The following is a 22,458-nucleotide window of genomic DNA, read 5'->3' as shown; positions in this document are numbered from 1 at the left end:
GATTATTTCGCTTCTTGTCTGTAATAAAAGATGCGCAAAATGACGACTTCTCGCTTGTCGTGATTGACATGATAAAAAAGTCGGTAGTTTCCGACTGGTATTGAACGCACTTCGCGTAAAAACCAAGGTTCGTCTTGACATAAGGCGAATGCTTCAGGAAAATCGGATAATGTGTTAACCGATTCTTGAAATTTTCCCATTAGATTCTTCGCGGCAATAGGCGAACAAAGAGTTATGCTGATATAATCAAAGATTTGCTCGATGTCGTTTTGTGCGGCAGAAGAAAAGAAAACTTTGAAATTCATACCTTGTATTTTTTCTTGACATCGGAAAGGACCATCGCTGCAGGGCGGGTGCGACCTTTCAGCATGTCATTGTATCCTTTTTCGAGTTCCGTGTCGAGGCGCTCTTTTGACCATTTAGCGGCATTTTCGGGAGCTTTAGGCAGCTTCACATCGAAGGGAATTCCCTGTTGCAGAATAATCTGCTTATAGAACATGTTGATAGCGCTGGAAACGGATATACCGAGAGTTTCCAGGATGTTTTCAGCTTGTTCTTTGACATCGGGCTCTATGCGGGCGTATAAATTTGCGGTTTTGTTCATGTTATTCAATATACATATTTGTCCGCACAAAAGCAATACATTTGAGTGGGGCGCTGAACAAAAATGGAGATTCCCGCTCGGAGGCGGGAATGACAAGAATATGTTAAGAAAATTGCCCCGGATTTCTCCGGGGCAATTTAGTAGGTGGTTATTGAATGAGTTCTAATTTACTTCTTGGAGCTTGAGCATTTTGCCGAAGAGGCCGCCCTTTGCCTTGAGTTCTGCGGGGGAGCCGGTTTCGACAACTTGACCGTTTTGCAACACCACAACCTTGTCTGCATTGGCGATGGTGCGCATGCGGTGGGCGATGATGATGACGGTCTTGTTCTGCACGAGTTTCGAAATGCTCTGCTGAATCTTGGATTCGTTTTCGACGTCGAGGCTTGCGGTGGCTTCGTCAAGGAGCACGATGGGGGCGTCCTTGAGGATGGCGCGGGCGATGGAGATTCGCTGGCGTTCGCCGCCGGAGAGTGTATCGCCGTTTTCACCGATGACTGTGTCATAACCTTGCGGGAGCTTTTGGACAAAGTCATCGCAGTTTGCAAGTTTTGCGGCTCGCAGAATTTCTTCGTCTGTGGCGTCGCGTTTACCGATGCGGATGTTGTCGCGGATGGAAGTGTTGAACAGCACGACATCCTGGAAGACGATGGAAAAGTTTTTGAGGAGCGTTTCGGGATCGATTCTTGAGATGTCCTGTCCGCCGAGCGTGATGGTGCCGCCTTGAATGTCCCAGAAACGGGCGGCGAGCTTTGCTGCGGTTGTCTTTCCGCTGCCAGAGGGGCCCACGAGTGCGGTGATTTCGCCTTGCTTGGCGGTGAACGAAGCCTTCTTCAAAACTTGCTTTTCTTCGTTGTAGTAGAAATCAACGTTCTTGAATTCAATGTCGTAATCAGCGGGCTCAAACTTTGTGGAACCGCGCTGGACTTCCATATCGTCCATTTCCTTGAATCGCTTGAGACGAACATCCAAGAAGAATAGTTCCGTTATGTTGTTTAGAACGAGATAGATGGGGCTGTAAATCGTCGATGCGCAGACGATGTACACGAGGTAATCAAATACGCTTAATTTGTCTTGTGCAAGGAGGATAGAACCGAAAATGAGAACGGAAGCAAGGCCGAGTTTCAAGAAAATCTGGGCGCCGTTCAATATGACACCAGACATGAATTCGCCTTTAATCTGGGAATGTTCATAGAATTTGGAGTGATCATCCAATGCTTTGCAGACGCTTTCTTCTTCGCAGTAGGACTTTATTTCTTGAATATTTTCAAGGCTTTCCTGAATATCTTCGGTAATGACGCGGGCGGCATTGTAGGTATGCTTGAAGTTTTTGAACTGTAATTTGCGGGACAGATAAATGAGCAAGCCTGCAAATGGTGCTACCCACAAAAGTGCTGCCGCCATCAACGGATTGTAAATGATGAGTGCGACTGCGCAGATAACGAGCATCGCGGCGACTGCGAAAATTTCAGGAACGGCGTGCGAGAAAATCATTTCAAGGGCGTTCACGTCGTTCATGATAGTCGATGTCAAGTCGGAAAGATCCTTTTTGCCAAAGAAGGCGAGCGGGAGCTTGCGCAACTTTTCGGCAAGCGTGATGCGACGTTTTTTGCATTCCGAATAGACGGATTCGTATGTGCTGTCGTAAGAGAGCGCATAGATGAAGTACATGACAAGGTAAATGACGACCGCAATTGCTATGTAAACCCAGAAATTATGCGGTTCTGCCGACGGATTTTGCATTTTCGCCATGAATTCCTTGAGGAAGAGGAATACGAACGAAAGCGGGAGCATTAACGAAAGGTAATGCCACGTTGTCCAAAATACGCCTTTGATAAATGTTTTTGTACCTTCATCAGAGAGGACAAAACGATTTTTAATCCAGTTATACATTCTTGCCTCCGATAGTCCAGCTGACGGACTGCTGATAATCTTGCCACATCTTGGCGAATATGCCGCCTTTTTCAACGAGTTCCTTGTGCGTGCCGCGTTCCACGATGCGGCCACCTTGTACGACGAGAATCTGGTCGGCATTCACGATGCTTGTGAGTCTGTGTGCAATCATCAAGACTGTTTTGCCCTTTGAAAGCGTTTGCAGTGCTTGCTGGATAAGGCTTTCGTTTTCGGGGTCTGCAAATGCGGTCGCTTCGTCAAGAACGACGATCGGTGCATTCTTGAGAATGGCGCGCGCAAGAACGATTCGCTGCTGTTCGCCACCGGAGAGGTATGTACCCTTGCTACCGATGATGGTGTTGATGCCTTCGGGCAGGCGGTCAATGATTTCGCGGCATTGGGCGAGATTAAGCGCCTTGTTGACGCTTTCAATGGAAGCCTCAGGAGTTCCGTAACGGACGTTTTCCAAAATACTCTTCTTGAAGAGTCGAGTATTCTGGAAAACGAATGATGTGTTTTTCATGAGGACTTCTTGGGGTATTTCCTTGATGGGCGCGCCGCCGACTAAAATTTCACCATCGTTGGCATCGAAAAATCTCGGGACGAGCTTTGCAATGGTGCTCTTGCCGCCACCAGATGCACCGACGAGTGCAACCGTTTCGCCTTCCTTTATTTTGAATGAAATGTCGTGAAGGACTTCATTTTCTGTGCCGGGGTAGGTGAACTTGACATTCTTGAATTCAACATCGAAATGCTTGACTTCTTGCGGGTTTGTCGGTGTAGCAAGTTCCGGGTAATCTGTCAACGATTCAATGCTACCAATGGCGAGTTTTGCCTGGTTTACGGCTTGGCTCAAGTACATGCTGCGCATGACGCACTGTGAAAATACCGGGGTCACGAGGACATAGAGCATCAAGTCCACGATTGTTGCGGCGATGTTGCCTGAACTCGTTGCGATGAGGAATGTTGTGGGGACGAGGATGAGGGCGACGCCGTTGATGAGCGTCGTGTAAGAGCACATGATGAACTTCCAACTGCTGGAATATGCAGTGACCATTTGATGGTAATCATCAATCGTTTTATAGAAGTTCTTGAAAGAGTAAATAGTTTGCTGGAAGACTTTCACGACGGGGATGCCGCGCACGTATTCGACCGCTTCTGTATTCATGTCTTCGAGAGACTTCATGTACTTTTGCATAAAGTCCTTGCTCTTGTTCATTTTGGAACCGAGCGTGATGATGGCGTAGGCAATTGGGACGAGGGAAGCAATGCCAAGACGCCAATCGAAAATGAACATCAATACGAGCGAGGCGATGGGAACGACGATGGTCCCTGCTAAATCCGGAAGCTCGTGCGCCATGAATGTATGTGTGACGGCTGCGTTGTCGTCGATGATTTTGCGGATGCGTCCGGTGGGATTCTTGTCGAAAAAGCCAAGCGGGAGCCTGAGCAATTTTTTCATGGTGATTCTGCGGATGTTGCCTTCGATGCGGAAGGCGACTAAGTGCGAACAAACGAGCGCGGAAAAGTAAAGCACGACGCTGGCTGCCGAGAAAATGACGGCCATCAATGCGTAATGCTTGACCATATCGTATGAAATTTTACTTGTGTCTGCGAATAATTCACGGACGATGAGCCATACATATATAAAGGGAGCGATCCCTGCGATGGAACTCAGTGATGAAAATAAAAGTGCAAACGGATATAAAATTTTTCGCGATTGCATATAAGGTGTTAGTCTTTTGAAAACACTCATAGTTACCTTCTGTTTGTTTTTCGCACCAATTTTAATTTATTGATGTCTTGTTTTAAAGGTTATATTAGTCATATCTAACTTTTTGGATTGATTTGAGTCCATTTGGAGTTGAGGCGGTCTTTTGGGATTTCTAAAATGCGGGCGAAACTTGAAAGGTGTATAAACACTAGGAGTCATGTATGAATAAAAAACTCATTGCACTTACTTTTGCGGCAAGCCTTTTTGCTGCCTGCGGTAGCGATTCTTCGAGCAACGCAAGCTCTAATTCGGATGATTACAAGCGCGAATTTGCGACTTCCATTTCGACGGGCGAAACGATGTTTATCGGCACGATGTCCCTCGATCACACGGATGATTTGGGCAAGGACTTTGTTGAAGTCGGTACGCGTGCAGGTGTTGTCTATTACGATAATTCCCTGTTCATCGCTGATTTGGATGTTGGTTCTATTTCTCGTTACAGCTTGGCTGAAAACAACAAGCTTGGCAAGGTGACCGCAAAGCTCTCTCTCCCGGGAACTTGGGTAAACCACATTTATTTTGTCAACGATGAAAAGGCTTATTTGGGCGGTATGCTTGATTCCTTGATCATCATCAACCCGAAAACCATGAAGAAGACGGGCGCCATTGACCTTTCCAAGTACAAGGATAAGGACGCTCTCGTGGTGAGCCCGGGAACTGGCGTGATTGTTGACGGTCGCCTCTATGTGGGTCTCTTGCAGAACGTGAGCGATTATGCTACGGGTAACGAAGCTCAGGTCGCCATTATCGATGTCAAGAAGGACGAAGTCGTCGCTGTTGCTAAGGATGACCGCGTTGCTGCCGTGGGTTCCTTGGATGACTCCCAGAACCAGGCGTTTACGGTGCTTGACGGTTACATCTACTGCTACAGTAATGCTTCTTGGGGCTACGCTCCGGGCCAGGTTGATGGCTTCCTCCGTATCAAGGTGGGTGAAACCAAGTTTGACAAGGATTATGCCTGGTACATCACGAAGGATGTCGCTATTGATGGCATTACAAAGAAGGATAATTTCAAGTACCTCTCTCCGGCAACGTATCCGTCGGAAGATGGCTATGTCTATTCTTTCTTGAACGTGATGGTCGATTTGCAGCAGACCTGGACGGATATGGATAGCTATCACAATAACACTTGCAAGCCGGTGCAGATTGACCTTGCCAACAAGAAAATCAAGGCTTTGCCGATTGGTTATTCTTCGAGCTGGGCAAGCTACGGCAAGTATGTGGAAGATGATGGCAACGTAATTTTTGCGGTCTCTACTGAAGAAGATGACAATGCATACTTCCGCTATGATCCGAAGACGGATAAGGCTGAAAAGATTGCCAAGTCTGAACAGATCCCGATGTGGATTGTTCCGCTGAAGTAATGAATTGGAGATGCCCGTTCGGAGGCGGGCATGACAGTGTTGTGTTATTCCCGGCTTGACCGGGAATCTCCTTCTTGTAAAAAGTAGTTCTGGGTTTTATTGAAGATGAATATTCGTAAGTTTGCTACTGTTTTTGCCGCTTTTGCGGCATTTGCCGTTGTTTCTGCTTATGCGCAGGATGACGAAGTTACTTCGTTCGAAGATTTTGATGAACCCGTCGCGGAAAGCAATGCGACTGATGCTCCCAATGGTGGCGCTTCTGAAGTAAATGCTGCGGGCGCTTCCACAAGTTCCGAAGACGTGACAAAGCTGGATTTACTCTCGGTCGAGACGGAATCTGAAGCGGAGCAGGCGGCCATTGCAAAACAGGTTGAAACAGTCTCTACGATTGATGCCGCAGAATTGCAAAATACGAGCAAGAGCGTTTCTAAGGCGATTAATTCTGCGTCTGGCGTGAAAGTGCGTAAGTCTGGCGGAATGGGTAGCGAAGGCAAAATCAATATCCGCGGCATGGAAGGCAAGAACATCAAGGTGCTTGTCAACGGCGTTCCTGTCGAAACGCAGGGAAATTTGGGACTTGACGATATTCCTATTGACCAGATTGCAGATATCGAAGTTTATAAGGGCTATATTCCGGCGCGTTTTGCGACAGACGGCGCGGGCGGTGCCATTAACATTGTGACTAAAAAACGCCCGACAAATTCTGTAGACGCTTCTTACAGTTTTTCGAGCTTCAATACGCACAAAGTGTCAGTTTCCGCAAGTCATTTGATTGATAGCATTGCGGGTGCTACAAGCCTTGAAATTGGCGTGTCTGGTTACTTTAACCATTCCGATAACGATTACGAATTTACAGCTCCATACATGAAGAGCTCTACTGGCGCGGATACGAGTGTTGTTCGTGATCATGACCATTACACCTCTTACAATGTGCAGGCTTTTGCGAATTTGATGAACGCCTGGTTTGACCAGATTTCACTCGGTGCAAGCTTTGGCACGTTTGACAAGCAGATTCAGGGGATTGAAAATCGCATTAAGGAATCAACCTCCGAAGGCTATAATTTCGGTGCTTCTTTTGGACTAGACAAGAAAAATTTCTTTGCGAAAAACTTGAATTTCGGTGATTATTTTTCGTTCGGTTTTGCAGAAAATAAAATCATCGATACGAGCCGAGTCCATTGCCGCAACTGGTTTAGCTGCGATACGGCGCAAAAGAATGTGGGCGAACTCGTGTCTATGGGACTTCCGAGATTGCGCACGGTGCAGGTGTATGATTTCAATAACTTGCTGAATTTTGATTACCTGTTTATTAAGGATCAAAAGATTTATTGGAATACACTCATCAAGTACCACAAGGAAAATCCTGAGGACGACTACGGCGCAAAAATGGCCCAGTTTAACACGGCGGGGCTTCCGGGAGAAGTTTTCTCGATAACGACGGGACTTTCTCTTGAAAATAATTTCTTTGAATCTCGCCTCCAAAATCTTCTCGGTTTCAAGTTCCATTACATGAAGGCTGAAATTTCCAATATGCCGACGAGCCTTCTGATTGAACCTGCGGTGGAATCGAATGATTACAATGATTTCAGTTACGATGAAAGTTTGATGTTCAAGGTGGCAAAGCCACTTTCTGTGAAGGCTTCGTATCAGCATGCTGTGCGCTTGCCGACTCCTGAAGAACTCTTTGGCGACGGCATTCGCGTGAGCGCGGCGACAAGCCTCAAGCCTGAACAGGCTGATAACTTCAACTTTGGAATTTCTGTAGACTTGCAGGAATTGCCGCTTGTGACAAGGCTCCGCTTTGATGGTGATGTGTTTTATTCGTACTACAAGGATAAAATCCATTACATGGGTTCGGCACAGATGTCTACGCCTTACTTTAACATGAATCCGATTCGTGCCTGGGGTTACGAAGGTGATGTGAAGTTGGATGTCAATGAATGGTTTTTGCTCGGGACAAACTGGACTTTCCAGGACTTGCGTAACATGAAATATACGGCAAAACAGGGCGTTCCCAAGAAGGCGATTGTGCCTAACATTCCGCGATTCTTTATGAACTATCTTGCGGAATTCCATATTGGCGATTTGTTTGGCAAAGAAGACTTCTTGAAAGTCTGGTGGTCTGCAAATTATACGGATGAATATTTCTACGGCTGGAAAATTAGCTCCCGCCAGAATCGTAAAATTGAAGCCTCGTTCACGCAGGACGTGGGCGTTGAATATTCCATTTGGGATAATAAACTGGGCTGGAGCTTTGAAGTCGATAACATCACGGATAGCGAATCGTACGATAAGTTTGGTGAAAGTAAACCGGGTAGGAGTTTTGCAACAAAGATTCGCTACAGTTTTAGATAGAAGGAGTTTGTAAGAATGTGTTTGTCTGAATTGCAGGAAAATCAAAAAGGTTTGATTCAAAAGATTAACGGGGATTCCCGTTTTGTTTCCCGTGTCGTGTCAATGGGACTTCCTCCGAGCAGTCCGTTTTTAGTGCTGCAAAATGATGGACGTTCACCGATTCTTGTGTATTCGCACGATACGATGATTGCGATTAACCGCAAAGAATGTATGCAGATTGACGTGGAGAAGGCATGAGAACGATTGCTTTGCTGGGACAGCCGAATTCCGGCAAGTCCACTCTTTTTAATGCATTGACGGGTTCGCATCAGCATGTCGGTAACTGGCCCGGAAAAACGGTGGAAAGGGCGGAAGGCTTTTTTACGCAGGGCGAAGAACTTTACCGCGTTGTCGATTTGCCGGGTAGCTATGGGCTTACGGCAAACTCTGCCGAAGAAGTTGTGACGCGTACTTACATTGAGCATGGTTATGCCGACATTGTCTGCATTATCGTTGACGCGTCGCAGCTGGAACGCAGCCTTTACATGCTTGCAGATTTTGCGGGCGTGAAAAGCCCGGTGATGCTTGTGCTCAACATGATGGATGTGGCCGAGCAGAAGGGCAAAAAGATTGACGTCCAGAAAATCGAAAAGCTTTTGAACATTCCGGTGCTTGGCTTTACCGCATCGGATTTAGAAGGCTATTCGAAATTCTTTGAAATTTTGAAAAGGGCGGTTGAAAAACCTGCTAAAATTTCATCGACAAAAATTCGTGAAATAGCTTTGGCGAATGTATCGGATGGTCGCGAATCCTCGCCAATCTTGAAACTCGAAAAGCTGCTTGATTACCTAGACTTCGGTAATCGTGAAAAGTTCTGGATTGTGTCAAAGCTCTTGGAAAATGATGTGCTTGTCTGTGCAGAAGTTAAAGCAGCGATCAATCCGGAACTTTGGCGAGAGATTCAGAATGTCCTTGAGGCAGAAGGCTCGAATGGCGGGCTTATCACGGGCGAAGCGAAGTACCGCTTTATTTCGGAAACGCTCCGCGAAGTCGCTTCGGCTAACGAAAAAACAATAAAACTTTCCAGATTTGATAAGATTGCAACGCATCGCATTTGGGGAAAGTTTGTCGCGTTCTTCATTTTGGTGATTACACTTGCGGTAAGCATGATGATCGCAGTTCCGATTATTATGGGTTGCTTTGGCCTTCAGGGGGGTGCGGAACCGTTTGTGAATCGTGTCTGTGAATCGCTTGGCTGGTGGCCCTCTGTAGCGTCGTTTATCAATAGCGTTATCATTGGCGGTCTATCTGTGACTGTCGCCATGATGAGCTTTGTCTTTGCGATTCTCGTGACATTTGGCTTGATGGAAGATACGGGCTACTTGGCGAGATCTTCGTATGTGTTTGATTCGTGGCTTTCACGGCTTGGATTGCATGGCAAGGCGTTTATGCCTTTGGTATCGGGGCTTGCTTGCACGGGCGGCGCCGTTTGCGGTACGCGCGTGCTAGATACACGTGGACAGCGCTTGTTTGCGATGGTGCTTTTGTGGTCGATCCCGTGCGGCTCAAAAGTTGCCGTAGTGCTTTTCCTTGCTTCCGTTTTCTTTGGCTCGGCGGCTCCGCTGTTTGGCTTGGTTTATGTAGCGATGATTTTTGCATCGTTCTGGCTCTCGTCTAAACTTTTTGGAAACAAGCTGATGCCGGTGAATGAACGCGTGGGCATGATTATGGAACTCCCGCCGTACCACAAGCCGCATTGGAAAATTTTGCTCAAGACGGTTGCTCGCAATGTCTGGGCGGTTTTCAAGAAGGCGATTGCAGTTATTTGGTTTGTGTCCCTCTTGTTCTGGCTTATTTCGTATTCGAAAGATGGAAATGTGGAACATAGCGTACTTTACACCATTGGCAATGCGATTGAACCGTTTACGCAGATTTTCGGTATGCGCTGGCAACTGTTTATTTCGTATATCGGCGGAATCTTTAGCAAGGAAGCGTCGCTTGGCGTGATGAGCGTTGTCTTCTCGAGTACAACGGATGCGTTCTCGCTTGTTGCCCGTAATGCGGCGGGTGCAAATCTTGGCGAAATGATGCGTGCCGTGGTGACCATCCCGGAAGCTCTTGCATTTATTTTTGCATCGATGTTCAATATCCCTTGTGTACTTGCAATGGGTACAACGTATCGTGAAACGCATTCCCTTAAGTGGATGCTTGCGATTGCGGGTTACTACTTTGCAATTTCGCTCGGCTTGGCGTTTATAGTTTACCGTATTGCGCTGTGGGTGCTTTAGGACTTCTTCGAAAAACCCAGACTACAATAGAAGCGGGGATGGCGTGCCGAACGGTGCGCCATACTTGTTTACGTTACGTCATCCTGAACGCGTAGCGTGAAGGATCCAGTGCTAAATATGACTGGATTGGGCTAAAGCTCCAACTTTTTGACTCGGTTATGACAACGCAAGCGTTGTCGCAACTCTCGCCTGCTGAGTTGTCTTCGCTATGCTTAGAATGACGAAAAGTTACCCGTGTCTAATCGGATTGATTAAGACCCTTTTAGAGTAGAAAAAGACGTCCATTTGGATTTATTTTTACACGTCCTAAAGTGACCACCAAAGTGATGAAAAAATGACTCGCAAACGGATTTACTCAGCACTGTCTTTCAACAAGGCCTTTTATGTCGGGCTTGCTGTTGCAATCCTTATCCATGTCGCAACCCTCTTAAATCCGCTATTCCAAAAGAAAGAAATTCCTGTACATCGCGCAGATTCCCCCGTAATTCATGCGGAACAGGTTTATATTGCGCCACCTCCCCCACCTCCTGAAGCGCCCAAAATTGAAAAGAAAGTCGTACGGAGCAAAATAATCCCGAAAGTCGTTGAAAAACCGGTTGAAGAAACACCTCCAGAACCGGATCCGCCCCCCATCGTGGAAACAGCGCCCGTGGCTACCGCAGAACCCATTGTAGAAGCACCACCAGCACCACCAGCGCCAACGCCTCCTGTAGCCAAGGCACCTCCAAAACCATCGCCGGATTCCTTGAAAATGGTAACGCGCACCTACTTGCGTTCGCTCAAGAAACAATTGGAACAGATCAAGGACTACCCGGCGACAGCTAAACGCTTGAAGCAGGAAGGCACTGTCCGCGTGAGATTCACCATCCTTGCGGATGGCAAGATTGAACAGATTGAAGTTTCGGAATCGAGCCGCTATTCCTCTTTGGACAATAGCGCTTTGGAAGCCGTTACAAATATGGGCAAATTCGACCCCATTCCAAAACTTTTAGAAAAAGAACGCTGGCGGATAGAAATTCCAATCCAGTACAAACTTAATGCAGGGAGATCGTAATGAATTTTATTCTTGAATTTGTAAAGCAGGGCGGATCTATTGGTTACATCCTGGTGGCAATAAACTTTATCGGTTATGCCATTATCATTTGGAAAGTCATTTCGTTGATTGTATTTAACAAAACGGTACAACCCCGATTGACGGACAAGGTAATACATCGCGTGGTGACTTGCAATACCGACCATCACATCATTACAGAAAGCATCCGCACCGAAATTGGCCTTGCGTTTTCGCCTTTGACAAAAGGGCTTACTACTGTCGAAAATATCGCTTCCATTTCTCCTATGCTTGGCCTCCTCGGTACGGTGGTGGGCATTTTCAACGCATTCACGGTGATAGCGGCCTCGGGTCTTGATGATCCATCCGCTTTTGCGACGGGCATCAAGTTTGCCCTCGTGACAACGGTCCTTGGACTTGTAGTCGCTATCCCGCACGTGATTGCTTTTAACTACCTGAACGCCCGCATGGAGCAGGAACAGGACGAAGTTGAAAACCAGGTGCTTCTGCATTTAGGAAAAATTTTGCAGGAGCGCGACGCCAGAAGAACGGAGTCCCGTAATGGCTAAAAGACGTCATCGCATATCTTTGGACATGACACCGCTTATTGACTGTGTCTTTTTGTTGCTTGTTTTCTTCCTGGTGACATCAGTCTTTAAGCAGGACAAGTCTGTCCTTAAACTTCTCTTGCCCGAAACTTCAAGCGAAGTCAAGCAAGAAGTTTCCGAAGGTTTCTTTATCGAACTTTCCGAAACGGAAATTGCCATCAATGGCGAAATCGCAACGGTTGAACTCTTGAAAAGCAAGAGTGCCGCGGTGCAAAACAAGAGGGCTCCGGTCGCTTTGAAAATCGACAAGAAAACGCCTTACGAAAAAGTTGCCGAAGTGTTGGACGTTCTCCAGATGGAAAAGATTTACAATATACAGTTCGTCAATGAATTGAAAAAGGAGTGAGAAAAATGTCACGGATTCGAATCAACATCGAAAAGGTAAACCAAATGTTCGAGAACTTTGCGAAGTACCTAATCTCGCACCGATTGGTATTTTTAGCGGGTCTCATTGTTCTTTTGGTGTTGTCGGTTATCGGTGCCAAGAAGATTTATGTAGAAACTTCTTGGGACAGCTATTTTGTCGAGGGCGACCCGATGCTTGTGCAGACGGACAAGTTCAAGGAACTCTTCGGAAACGATTACTTTGTTTCGGTTCTCACGGAATGTGACGATATCTACAAGCCGGAAAATCTCCGCTTGCTGCGCAAGCTTTCCGAAGACCTCCGCGACAATCTTTCGTATTCTAACGGAACCGTCACTTCGCTCACGAACATTGAATACACGCTCGGAACCGAAGACGGCATGGAAATCACGCAGATTGTCCCGGAAGAAATCCCGACGGATGAAGCTGGCATTGCCGAAATTAAGCGTCGCGTGGCCGCAAAGCCTGAATTCTTGAAAAAGCTTGTGAGCGCCGATGGCAAGAATACATTCATTATCGTGAAACTCCGCCCGTTCCCTGAAGATTCCGTGTGGAAGGCCGAAGGCAAAATTTCTCCGGATATGCAGACCGGTGCCGAAGCTTACGACATCATCAACAAGCCGGAATACGCCCCGCTCCATCCGAATGCTGGCGGTATGCCGTACATGAGCTCCGAAAAGATGAAGTTCATCAACGTCGAAATGGGCCGTGTGATGATGCTTGCTATGATTTGTGCCATTATCGTGATGGCTCTTGTCACGCGTTCTTTGCGCGGTATCGTCTCGCCGATTTTGAGCTCCCTTTCGGGCATCTTGATGACGTTTGGCTTGGTGGGTTATTTCGGACTCTACATGGATTCCACGAACATGATGATTCCGCCGTTCCTAGCGTTTGCTGTGTCTATTGCGTATAATATTCATTTGTACTCGTTCTTCCGTAGGGAATTACTCTTGCACGGAAAACGCAAGGATGCGGTTATCCACGCCGTTCGCGAAACGGGCTGGTCGCTGTTGTTCTCTGGGCTTACGACGATTGTGGCGTTGTTGTCATTCCTCACAGTGATGCTTCGCCCCATTCGTTCCGTAGGTCTTTTGTCCGCCATTTCCGTGGGCTTTGTGCTTGCGGTGGTGCTTGTGGTATCTCCGATTCTTCTCAGCTTCGGTAAGGATAAACAGCCGAATCCGAATGTCTTGAAACGTGGCGATACGCGCATGGCATTGCTTATGGAAAGTATCGGCAAGTTTGTTTTGACACACCGTGGCAAAATCCTCGTTTGCTTTACGATTGTCGCTGCGATTTCTGCTGTTGGCATGCTCAAGATGGAACCGTCCTTTGATGTGGAACGCACAATGGGCCGCAAGGTTCCGTATGTGAGCAAAATTCTCGAAATGGGTGAATCGCCGCTCGGTAGCGTCTATTCTTACGACCTCGAAATCGAATTCCCGACTCCCGATGATGCTAAGAAAGTCGAGAACTTGAAAAAACTCGATGAATACGGTAAGTATATCGAATCATTCCCGCTGAGCAAGCGCCTCACTTCGATTCTCGATATCGTCAAGGATTTGAACCGTACTGTAAACGAGAACAATGAATCGTTCTACCGCATCCCCGATACCGAAGAACAGGTGGCGCAGCTTCTCTTGCTTTATGAAAATGCGGGCGGTTCCGAATCGAATTATTGGATTGATTACGATTACCGTTACCTCCGTATGATGGTCGAAATCAGCACTTACAACTCTAACGAACTGGACAAAGAAATTGCTGCCATCACCAAGAAGGGTAAGGAACTCTTCCCAGGAGCGATGGTTTCTGCTGTCGGTAATATTCCCCAGTTCACCACAATGCAACAGTATCTCGTGAAAGGGCAAATTCGTTCCTTCGGTCTTTCCATCGTGATTGTCGCTGTGCTCTTGATGATTGTCTTTGGCTGCCTGCGTACGGGACTTATCGGCATGATCCCGAACGTAGCCCCTGCCATCTTTGTGGGTGGCTACCTCGGTTGGATGGGACTCCCGCTTGACATGATGAGTGCAACGATTATCCCGATGGTCATTGGCCTTGCTGTTGACGATACGATTCATTTTGTGAACCACACGAACGAAGAATTCGAACGCACCAAGAACTACTCCAGTGCCATCCTCCGTGTGTACCGTTCTACCGGTACAGCCCTTGTGATGACAACGTTCATCATGTGCGCGACCTTCGGCGGCTTCATGACTTCTAAATGCACGATGCTTTTCAACTTCGGCTTTGTGCTCTCGATTGGCCTTGGCTCTGCCCTTTTGGCCGACTTGCTCGTGACGCCGGTACTCGTCAAGAGATTCCATATCTTTGGAAAAGAAACTGTTAGTGGAAAGGAAAAATAAAAATGAAAAAGAATTTTATTGCAACAATGTTGCTTTCGGCAACGTTCCTGTTTGCCGCCGAACAAAATGCCCGTGATATCATGATTAAGGTCAAGGACCGCCCGGATGGCGACACGCGCTCTTCCTCGATGGAAATGAAGCTCGTGAACAAGAACGGCAGCACGCGTGTTCGTAAGATTACGTCGTATGCGATGGACGTGGGTGCAGACACCAAGACCATTATGTTCTTCCAGTATCCTAACGATGTAAAGGGTACAGGATTTTTGACCGTGAATTATGACGATGTCAATAAGGAAGACGATAAGTGGCTTTACTTGCCTGCTCTGAAAAAAAACTCGCCGCATCAGTGGTAAGAGCTCCAAGACCGATTATTTCATGGGTTCTGACTTTACCTACGATGATATCGGTAAACGTAATGTCGATGAAGATACGCACAAGCTCTTGCGCGAAGAATCTGCGAATGGCTTCAACTACTACGTTGTTGAATCGACTCCCAAGAAGGATGGCGAAATCTTCTCCAAGAAACTTGTCTGGATCCGTAAGGATTGTGATGTTGTCGAAAAGGTCGAATTCTATGACAAGCTCGGTAAGCTCCACCGTCAAATGGTTTCTTCGGACATCAAGAAGGTAGACGGCTTCTGGACTATCGGCAAGATGGAAATGAAGAATGTGCAGACGGGACACTCCACAGAACTCCTCTTCCTCGATCCAAAATTTAACATCCAGGTCGATTCCAAAATCTTTACTGTCAATAAGCTCGAACGCGGACTGTGATAGTAGGAAGTAGACAGTAGTAAGTGATGTTCTCTGTCATCCTGTAGGGGCGAATGATCCAGTGAATGTCCGGTTGTCATGCCCGCCTTGAGCGGGCATCTCCCATGGAGAAGGATATGATAAAAAAGTTGAGTCTCGCGTTGTTGTCCGCAGCATTCGCCTTATCCGCGTATGCGCAGGACGAACTTTCTCTGCAACTGAACGGCTTTGTGGATTCGTATCACGCGTTGCAGGTGGAGCATCCGCACAAGATTATGTCTTCGCGGACACGCCTCCGTCTTGAAATGCGTGCGAATTACGGCGAGGCATCGCTCTATTCGAGTATGAACCTTGCTTACAATAGCCTTATCAAAGATCAGACTGGCGCGTTTCTCCGTGAGGCCTATTTCGACTATGCCGGCAGATTCCTCGAAGTCAAGGCGGGTCGCCAAATCATTACGTGGGGCGTTGCCGATGGCCTCCGCATTACCGACCTCATTTCGCCTATGGATTACACCGAATTCATGGCGAACGATTATGATGATATCCGCGTGCCCGTGAATGCAATCAACCTCAAGTATCCAGGCGAAAGTTTTTCTGCAGAACTTGTTTTTGTGCCGGTTCCCGAGTATTTCGTGATTCCGACGGGCGATGATAATCCGTGGCAAATGCCTGTGCCCAATGGCATGCGTATGGATTTGAGCGGAACGCCGGAAAAACGTCTAAAGAACAGTGAAGTTGGCGGACGTCTGCGATTCTTCCTCGAAAATCTGGATTTCTCGCTTACCGCGCTGCGAACCTTCAACAAGTCGCCTGTGACGATTGCAGGCTACGATCCGGAAACGAAATCTGCCGTGATTAAGGGAATATACGAGCCGATGAATGTCATCGGTGGCGATGTCTCGATTCCGGCGGGTGAACTCGTGATTCGCGGTGAAGTGGCGGCGTATTTCGGTGAACCGATTGCCTTGAAAAATTCAATGGATTATTGGCATAGAAGTTCGTTCAATGCCTTAATCGGTATCGATTGGTATGCTGGCGATAACTGGACCATCATGGCTCAGTACATGCACAAGACTATCATGGATTACCGTGAAGTGTTGGGAATGGAACAGAATACGTCCATGATTACAGCGCGAGTTTCCAAGGAAGTCTTGAACAATACGCTTAAACTTTCCGTTTATGGAATATTTGACGTCGATAATGTCGGTTTCTATGTGCGTCCGGCGGCAGATTACCTCCTGAATGACCAAATAACGATTTCGTTAGGCGGCGATTGGCTCGGGGGAAGGCGTGGAACGTTTAAAACTTACAAGAAAAATACACAAATATGGGCAAAAGGTAAGTTTTTCTTTTAGATAAGTTACTTGACGCTTTCTTGAAAATTGCCTAAATTTAGTCTAGTCTAAGTTAGTTGATTTAATCTAATAAAATTGGTTTAATCTAAAATACTTGGTTTCGTCTAATTTTTGAGAGAGTGAATTATGATAAAGCCTATCCCTGATAGAAATCTGATTCTAATACAGAATACAGATTTCTTTTCGCATTATATGCTTCAAAATAAAACGGGAACCGGGCATCTTCTAGTGTATAATGTGTTGCCTGGATTGCAGGTCTTTTACAGCAATTTCCACCTCAAAGAATTCACCTTCAACTTTGAAAATCAAGGGAAAAGCCTAATCGTTTTACATTGCCATAATGGCAGCTCGGAATGGCTGGATTCGAATTCCTTGCCGCGTTCCATGGAAGAAAACGGCTTGTTGCTCTTGGACCAGATGCCTTCTAGCAGGACGTTCCAATTCCCGGTGCATTGTTATCACGGCATTGCTGTTGTCTTTTCTATGGAACGTTGCCAAAGCGAACTTATGGATATGTTCAAGGCCGTGGGGGTGGACTTTGCGGCCGTAATTCAGAAAATCCAACCGCTTACGCTCCCGTTGAAGCTCCCTTCTAGCGAACATGTGAGCCACATCTTTTCGGAACTTTACAGGCTCCCTAAAAATATCCGCTTGCCTTATTTCAAAATCAAGGTGCTTGAGCTGATTCTCTTCTTGAGCCGTCTTGATTCCGAAGCCAAGTATGAGACTGCTGCAAAAATTCCGAGCCAGTACAAAGGTAAAATGGAACTCTTGCGTGAAATCCTTCGCGAAAACGTTGAAGAGCACCTGACGCTCGAAGAACTTTCCAAGCAAATCGAGATGAGCCCGACGCAGATGAAAAAGTATTTCAAGCTTGCATACGGCGATTCCATTTACTCGTACCTCAAAACATACCGCATGAAAAAAGCCACCCAGCTTTTGTTGGATGGCAAATTCAACATTGCCGAAGTTGCAGGCCGTGTGGGCTATACCAATTCCAGCAAGTTTGCGCAGGCGTTCAAGGAATTTACGGGTTGCACGCCCAAGGAATTCCGGAACAAGGCTTAATTTACAATAACTGCGTTTTCGATTTTAGCTTTCGCTGTCTTCTTCGGCAGTGTATTTTGCTTCGTGCATTTCTTCGTCGCGGCTCAAAGGTCTGTGTTCCGCAATTTTAATGGCACGTTTGTTCTTGTACATGTTCTTGTCGGCTTTGTTGAATGTTTCCGCGATAGTCGTTGATTTTGCGACAGGGGCGATACCAATGCCATAAGCAATGGAAATTTGCTTCCACGGGAATGATGCGTTCTTGGTCGAATTCATGCCGTCCTTGAGTTGCCTCAGCAGGTTATGGTGATTGTCCAAATCATCCCCGATAAGGATTGCTATAAATTCATCTCCGCCAATTCTAAAGACCGGGCTATGCGTGAAAACCTGGCAAATCAATTTACTCGAATTGATAAGGTAAGCGTTTCCGTTTTCGTGACCGTAAGTGTCGTTGATTTCTTTAAGGTTGTTCAAATCCAAAACGATGATGCCGTATGACTCTACTTCGCCTTCTTGAATCCGTTGTTCCAAATCATTCAAGAAACTGTCGTATGCCATTTTGTTACGCAAGTTTGTGAGCGAATCCTGAAAGGCGAGCCCTTGCATATGCTTCATGTATTGGTTGATATGGAACTTGGCCGCAGAGAAACTTTTGGCGAGGTCCCCGATTTCATCGTTCTGGCGAATGTTGAATTCTGCATTCATGTCGCCCATAATCATCTTTTTTGCTTCTGCTGTAAGTTTTTTGAGCGGCTTGGTAATGCTTCTCGAGAAGAAAATCGAAATAGCCGTTGTAAAGGCCAAAAGGAACAGGATGAATATGATACTTTGTTTGAGGTGCTTGTTACGCTGGGCGTTTATTTCGAGAACCGGAGCGACCATAACAAGTTTCATGCCGTTTTGAAGCGGGTACGATAATTTCACTTGGTCGTCTTCGGGTTTGAAGGTGAGCCCGTTGGGAAGAGTGGGGTGGTAGACGACAAGTCCTTCGCTGTCTTCCAAGAATGCAAATCCCGTTTTCATGATGTGAACTTGCGAAAGCTGCTTTGTCAACAAATCGAAATCAATGTCTACGCCCGCAACGCCAATTTCTTTGTTGTTCAGGAACATGGGGATAACATAAGATATGATATAGGCGTTGTAATTTTTGTTAAAATAAGGCGAAATCCAAAGTGCGTTTCCCGAAAGAATGGGCTTGTAATACCAACCGACATGTTCGTTGTCTGTCGGGCTGTACTGTGAAATGTTTGTCGGTGTGCGTGGCTTAAAGAAATCATCCGGACCATCTCTAACGAGAAGCACTCCGTCACTTGGGTTTGTTATTTTGGGGTTGAATCTCACAAAAACGCTCTTAGTGCCCGAAAGATTGTAAATCGTTGAAACGAGACGTTCCTTGATTCCCTCAATATTGCCATGGTGTTTTTCTTTATTTGTTAAAAATGTGGAATCTTCGTTTATTTGCGATAAAATTCCAGCAGCCATTGCCATCGTGTATTTTTCATGCGATTCGAACATGTAATTCAACTTGGCGGCTTCGGCACTTGCCTGGTCCCTCATGTATTGCATGGAATTGCGCTGTGTCGTTCGGCTGATAAATACGGTGCTGAGTATGCCGAGTGAAAGTGTGCCGATGAGGGTGCAAGATAGAGATAGAATTAAAATTTTTGATTGAATCGATATTTTCATAATTTACTCGATGCTGTCACGGCCTTTTAACATGTCATTTTCGGCGATGACCAATTGTTCGGAAAGTGTAGTCGATTGGACGTTTTTACAAATGGCGGTTCCAAGGGATATTTCGACTTTTTCCCACGCTTTTTCGGCGTTAGCTGTTGCTTCGATGCCTTCCTTTAATTTTTCCTGGAGCTTTTTGCAGTTCTTTAAATCGTTATTCATGAGGATGATGATGAATTCATCTTCATTTACTCTAAATACCGGGCTGTGATCAAATGTGGTGCATATAAGCTTGCTTGCGGCTTGCAAGAGCGCTACGGCCTTGGTGTTGCCAAACTTGTTCTTGACCTTAAAAAAGTTATCGACGCTTGCGACGAGGACTCCGTAAGAACTGATTTCGCCAGATGTTGCTCGAATGTGGAATTCGTTGATGTAATGTTCAAATGAATTCCTGTTGCGTACGTTTGTTATTGGATCTTTGAAGGCAAGGCCCTTGATTTGTCCCATCGTTTCGGCGAGGCGCATCTTGGCGTTGACAAAACTTTTGGCGAGGTCTCCGATTTCGTCGTTCCGCTTGATGTTTAAGCTGATACCCATTTTACCGTCGATAAGCCTGTTCGCGTAATCTGTAAGGAGACGGATTGACTTGGTGAGCGAACTTGCGAAAATCAGCGATGCGAAAATAAACACGACCAAAATAAGCATCGTGATGAGTACCAAATTCTTGATGAGATTGTCGCGATTTGCGGAAAGCGAGGCTCTCGGAATAACAAAAGTCAAGTTCATCCCGTTAGTGAGCTTGTTATGAATGAGCAACGTATTGTTCGGCAATGTAAATGAATGGCCTTTAGGAATAGTTGGGTGGAAAAGCGTGTTGCCGTATTGGTCCGTCAGAAATGCGTAATCCTTGTCGAAAAAGCGGATAGATGCGATTTCTCGGGTCAAGTAATCAAAGTCAATATCAACCCCTACAACGCCAATTACTTTATTAAACTTGAATATCGGAATAACGTAAGAAATCATGTAAATGCCGATGTTCTTGTTCAAGTAGGGCGCCATCCAGATGGGCCTCTTGGATTTAATGGGCGCGTAGTACCAGCCGACGTGTTCGGTATCGTCAGGTTTGTATTTCGAAAAATCAGTAGGCTCTGTGAATCGAAGGACGTGGTCTGTCGGAGTCATCGCCATGAAAACGCCCGAGGTCGGGGAGGTCAGTTCTGGATTGAATCGCAAGTAGGCTGCGACAGTCTTTTCTGTATTCCCGATGGTAAGGTGAATGAGTTCGCGGCTTTTTTCAGTAAATTCTGCGAGTTGCTTTTCGTTGGTCAGCTGTCCGAGGCTGTCGAGCATGCCGTTGATGGCGATGTTCAGCGTGTTCACGTACTGCTCGACATTTTTGAGCCGGTTGTTTATTTTGATAGTCTCGATGTTGGTCAGACTTTGCAGGTTCTTTTCGGTCCCCTCGTAAACAACCTTATCTGTAGTATACAAGCAAAGCCCGCCAAAGGCGAGCGCGCAAAGGAGTAGCCCGGCTAGGGCCAAAAACAAAACTTTTGTCTGAATTGAGGCTCTAAACCGGTTTTTCATCTTATCTCCCCAATATTTCGATGACTTTTTTGTTGTTTGTTGATCCCACTACCACTGAGACATCTCGCTTGTGCACGTGGAAGTGTTCCGCAATAAGTTCGCAAATCGCTTCGTTTGCAGCGCCATCTACCGGCGGGGCCTTGACATCGACCTTGTAGCTTCCGTCGGGGAGCGGCGTGATGCTTTCGCGCTTACTGCGTGCATGTACCTTTATGTTTATTCTCATAGCGTAGACTATGTGAGGGCGTAGCCGTCATTTCGCGGAGGGACCGGAGCTTCGAATTCTTTTTGCTGGTCGTTTTCCATTGCGGCGAGCAGCTCGTCTTGGCTATGGATGAGGGCGCGGCAGCGGATGAAGTAATTTGTGCGGAGCTGGCGGAGCTGCTCGATTTCGGTGCGCAGGTTTTCGCTCTCGCGCTTGATGCTTTCGACTTCGCGCAATGCGCGTGCCTTTGCTTCGGCGACGATGATTTCGGCTTCCTTTTCTGCTGAAGCTTTGACTTCGTTAATCGTGCGCTGCATGGTGACTACGGCATCCTGGATGGTCTTTTCGATTTGGCGGTAGTAGTTCACGCGTTCTTCGGCGACCTTCAAGCGTTCGGTCAAGTTGGTGCGGTCGCGGAACATGTTTTCGAATGCGGTCGCGGCTGTTTCCAAAAACGCTTTCACTTCTTCCGGATCGTAACCCTTGAAGCTTTTTTTGTGGAAAGTTTGATTTCTGATGTCAAGTGGGGTAAGTTCCATAAAATTCTACTATTGCTCCATTATATATGTAAAAGATATAAAAGGAAATGCAAGTTGGTAGTTGTTAGTTACTAGTTACTAGTCAATAGTTGCTAGTTATGAGTTAAATCTTGCTTGAAAATGTGTTGGCGTTGTTATGCCCCGCTTGACGTCTTTGACTACTTGCAGCTTTGCTGCTTAGTAGTCATGATCCGCGTATGGGGAGGGCGTCTCCTTGTCATAGAGAATGGAGATTCCCGCTCAAGGCGGGAATGACATGAGCTTGCATGTCTATTATCTACTGACTAATGACCATTGACCACTGACCTGCTCTTTAAAAATATCTGTTTATATCTTGTGAATACATTGTGCTTTCGTTGAATGCTTTTTGTTTGGGTCTCGTTTGGGGCGATTTTTTAACCTTTAGGGGAGGTGTAACCCCTTGATAAAAACCAACATTTTACTAAATTTGAGTCTCAAAAAATTCTGTTTTCATAGAAAGGTTTTATCATGAAAAGAACATTCCAGCCTCACAATCGTAAGCGCGTTAACAAGCACGGTTTTATGGCCCGTATGGAAGACCGTTGGGGTCGTGCTGTTTTGAGCCGTCGCCGTGCTAAGGGCCGTAAGGTCCTCACCGTTAGCGACGAAATCTATAAGAAGTAAGTCGGGG

The 22,458-nt window shown here is 46.5% G+C and carries 19 protein-coding genes and 1 pseudogene; 12 read left to right on the top strand and 8 right to left on the bottom strand.

The genetic code is table 11. The features are described 5' to 3' along the window. Positions 1–2: 2 nt before the first annotated feature. The 4 genes from BUQ91_RS10480 to BUQ91_RS10465 all read right to left on the bottom strand — a co-directional run bounded on the left by BUQ91_RS10480 (position 3) and on the right by BUQ91_RS10465 (position 4,250). Positions 3–305 carry a type II toxin-antitoxin system RelE/ParE family toxin gene (locus BUQ91_RS10480; RefSeq protein WP_074209232.1) on the bottom strand — a complete coding sequence of 101 codons (303 nt, stop codon included), beginning with the start codon at positions 303–305 and terminating at the stop codon, positions 3–5. Next, complete coding sequence (locus BUQ91_RS10475; protein ID WP_074209231.1) at positions 302–604, bottom strand: type II toxin-antitoxin system RelB/DinJ family antitoxin; 303 nt, start codon at positions 602–604, stop codon at positions 302–304. The genes BUQ91_RS10480 and BUQ91_RS10475 overlap by 4 nt, the downstream gene beginning before the upstream one ends. 162 nt (positions 605–766) lie before the next feature. Further along, positions 767–2,494 (bottom strand): ABC transporter ATP-binding protein, encoded by a 1,728-nt coding sequence (locus tag BUQ91_RS10470; protein WP_074209230.1) that lies wholly within the window; start codon positions 2,492–2,494, stop codon positions 767–769. Continuing rightward, the gene (locus BUQ91_RS10465; RefSeq protein WP_074209229.1) at positions 2,487–4,250 is read right to left on the bottom strand and encodes an ABC transporter ATP-binding protein; all 1,764 of its coding nucleotides are present in this window, start codon (positions 4,248–4,250) and stop codon (positions 2,487–2,489) included. The genes BUQ91_RS10470 and BUQ91_RS10465 overlap by 8 nt, the downstream gene beginning before the upstream one ends. 179 nt (positions 4,251–4,429) lie before the next feature. On the opposite strand from BUQ91_RS10465, the gene BUQ91_RS10460 reads away from it, so the two are divergent. From BUQ91_RS10460 to BUQ91_RS10410, 11 genes and pseudogenes are all read left to right on the top strand, one after another. Beyond that, positions 4,430–5,632: a hypothetical protein gene (locus BUQ91_RS10460; protein ID WP_074209228.1), complete on the top strand. Its 1,203-nt coding sequence runs from the start codon at positions 4,430–4,432 to the stop codon at positions 5,630–5,632. 105 nt (positions 5,633–5,737) lie between these two features. After that, the gene (locus tag BUQ91_RS10455) at positions 5,738–7,987 is read left to right on the top strand and encodes a TonB-dependent receptor plug domain-containing protein (RefSeq protein WP_074209227.1); all 2,250 of its coding nucleotides are present in this window, start codon (positions 5,738–5,740) and stop codon (positions 7,985–7,987) included. Positions 7,988–8,002: 15 nt separating this feature from the next. Beyond that, entirely contained in the window at positions 8,003–8,224 is a 222-nt protein-coding gene (locus tag BUQ91_RS10450; RefSeq protein ID WP_074209226.1) for a FeoA family protein, read from the top strand. Next, on the top strand, positions 8,221–10,254 hold the full coding sequence (gene feoB, locus BUQ91_RS10445; RefSeq protein ID WP_074209225.1) for a ferrous iron transport protein B: 2,034 nt from the start codon (positions 8,221–8,223) through the stop codon (positions 10,252–10,254). Before BUQ91_RS10450 ends, feoB begins: the two co-directional genes overlap by 4 nt. Before the next feature lie 334 nt (positions 10,255–10,588). Beyond that, on the top strand, positions 10,589–11,308 hold the full coding sequence (locus BUQ91_RS16000; RefSeq protein WP_074209224.1) for an energy transducer TonB family protein: 720 nt from the start codon (positions 10,589–10,591) through the stop codon (positions 11,306–11,308). Further along, the gene (locus BUQ91_RS10435; protein WP_074209223.1) at positions 11,308–11,874 is read left to right on the top strand and encodes a MotA/TolQ/ExbB proton channel family protein; all 567 of its coding nucleotides are present in this window, start codon (positions 11,308–11,310) and stop codon (positions 11,872–11,874) included. The genes BUQ91_RS16000 and BUQ91_RS10435 overlap by 1 nt, the downstream gene beginning before the upstream one ends. After that, positions 11,867–12,259: an ExbD/TolR family protein gene (locus BUQ91_RS10430; RefSeq protein WP_074209222.1), complete on the top strand. Its 393-nt coding sequence runs from the start codon at positions 11,867–11,869 to the stop codon at positions 12,257–12,259. The genes BUQ91_RS10435 and BUQ91_RS10430 overlap by 8 nt, the downstream gene beginning before the upstream one ends. A 5-nt stretch (positions 12,260–12,264) precedes the next feature. Beyond that, positions 12,265–14,643: an efflux RND transporter permease subunit gene (locus tag BUQ91_RS10425; RefSeq protein ID WP_083601231.1), complete on the top strand. Its 2,379-nt coding sequence runs from the start codon at positions 12,265–12,267 to the stop codon at positions 14,641–14,643. Between the two features lie 2 nt (positions 14,644–14,645). After that, positions 14,646–15,417: pseudogene (locus BUQ91_RS16060) on the top strand (outer membrane lipoprotein-sorting protein). A 116-nt stretch (positions 15,418–15,533) separates the two neighbouring features. Next, the gene (locus BUQ91_RS10415) at positions 15,534–16,754 is read left to right on the top strand and encodes a DUF1302 family protein (RefSeq protein WP_074209221.1); all 1,221 of its coding nucleotides are present in this window, start codon (positions 15,534–15,536) and stop codon (positions 16,752–16,754) included. A gap of 192 nt (positions 16,755–16,946) precedes the next feature. Further along, on the top strand, positions 16,947–17,822 hold the full coding sequence (locus BUQ91_RS10410) for a helix-turn-helix domain-containing protein (protein WP_254842324.1): 876 nt from the start codon (positions 16,947–16,949) through the stop codon (positions 17,820–17,822). 24 nt (positions 17,823–17,846) lie between these two features. Here BUQ91_RS10410 and BUQ91_RS10405 read toward each other — a convergent pair whose 3' ends face one another. From BUQ91_RS10405 to BUQ91_RS10390, 4 genes are all read right to left on the bottom strand, one after another. Beyond that, complete coding sequence (locus tag BUQ91_RS10405) at positions 17,847–19,487, bottom strand: sensor domain-containing diguanylate cyclase (RefSeq protein WP_072827693.1); 1,641 nt, start codon at positions 19,485–19,487, stop codon at positions 17,847–17,849. 3 nt (positions 19,488–19,490) lie between these two features. Next, the gene (locus tag BUQ91_RS10400; protein WP_254842323.1) at positions 19,491–20,966 is read right to left on the bottom strand and encodes a sensor domain-containing diguanylate cyclase; all 1,476 of its coding nucleotides are present in this window, start codon (positions 20,964–20,966) and stop codon (positions 19,491–19,493) included. 97 nt (positions 20,967–21,063) lie between these two features. Continuing rightward, positions 21,064–21,288: a DUF167 domain-containing protein gene (locus BUQ91_RS10395; protein WP_072827695.1), complete on the bottom strand. Its 225-nt coding sequence runs from the start codon at positions 21,286–21,288 to the stop codon at positions 21,064–21,066. Between the two features lie 8 nt (positions 21,289–21,296). Beyond that, entirely contained in the window at positions 21,297–21,806 is a 510-nt protein-coding gene (locus BUQ91_RS10390) for a DivIVA domain-containing protein (RefSeq protein WP_072827696.1), read from the bottom strand. A gap of 489 nt (positions 21,807–22,295) precedes the next feature. On the opposite strand from BUQ91_RS10390, the gene rpmH reads away from it, so the two are divergent. Beyond that, entirely contained in the window at positions 22,296–22,451 is a 156-nt protein-coding gene (gene rpmH, locus BUQ91_RS10385) for a 50S ribosomal protein L34 (RefSeq protein WP_014546417.1), read from the top strand. Positions 22,452–22,458: the final 7 nt, after the last annotated feature.

The organism is Fibrobacter sp. UWB11 (assembly GCF_900143015.1).
Classification (GTDB): Bacteria; Fibrobacterota; Fibrobacteria; order Fibrobacterales; family Fibrobacteraceae; genus Fibrobacter.
Note: the sequence above shows the minus strand (reverse complement) of the source record. Positions and strands in the feature narration are given on the sequence as shown.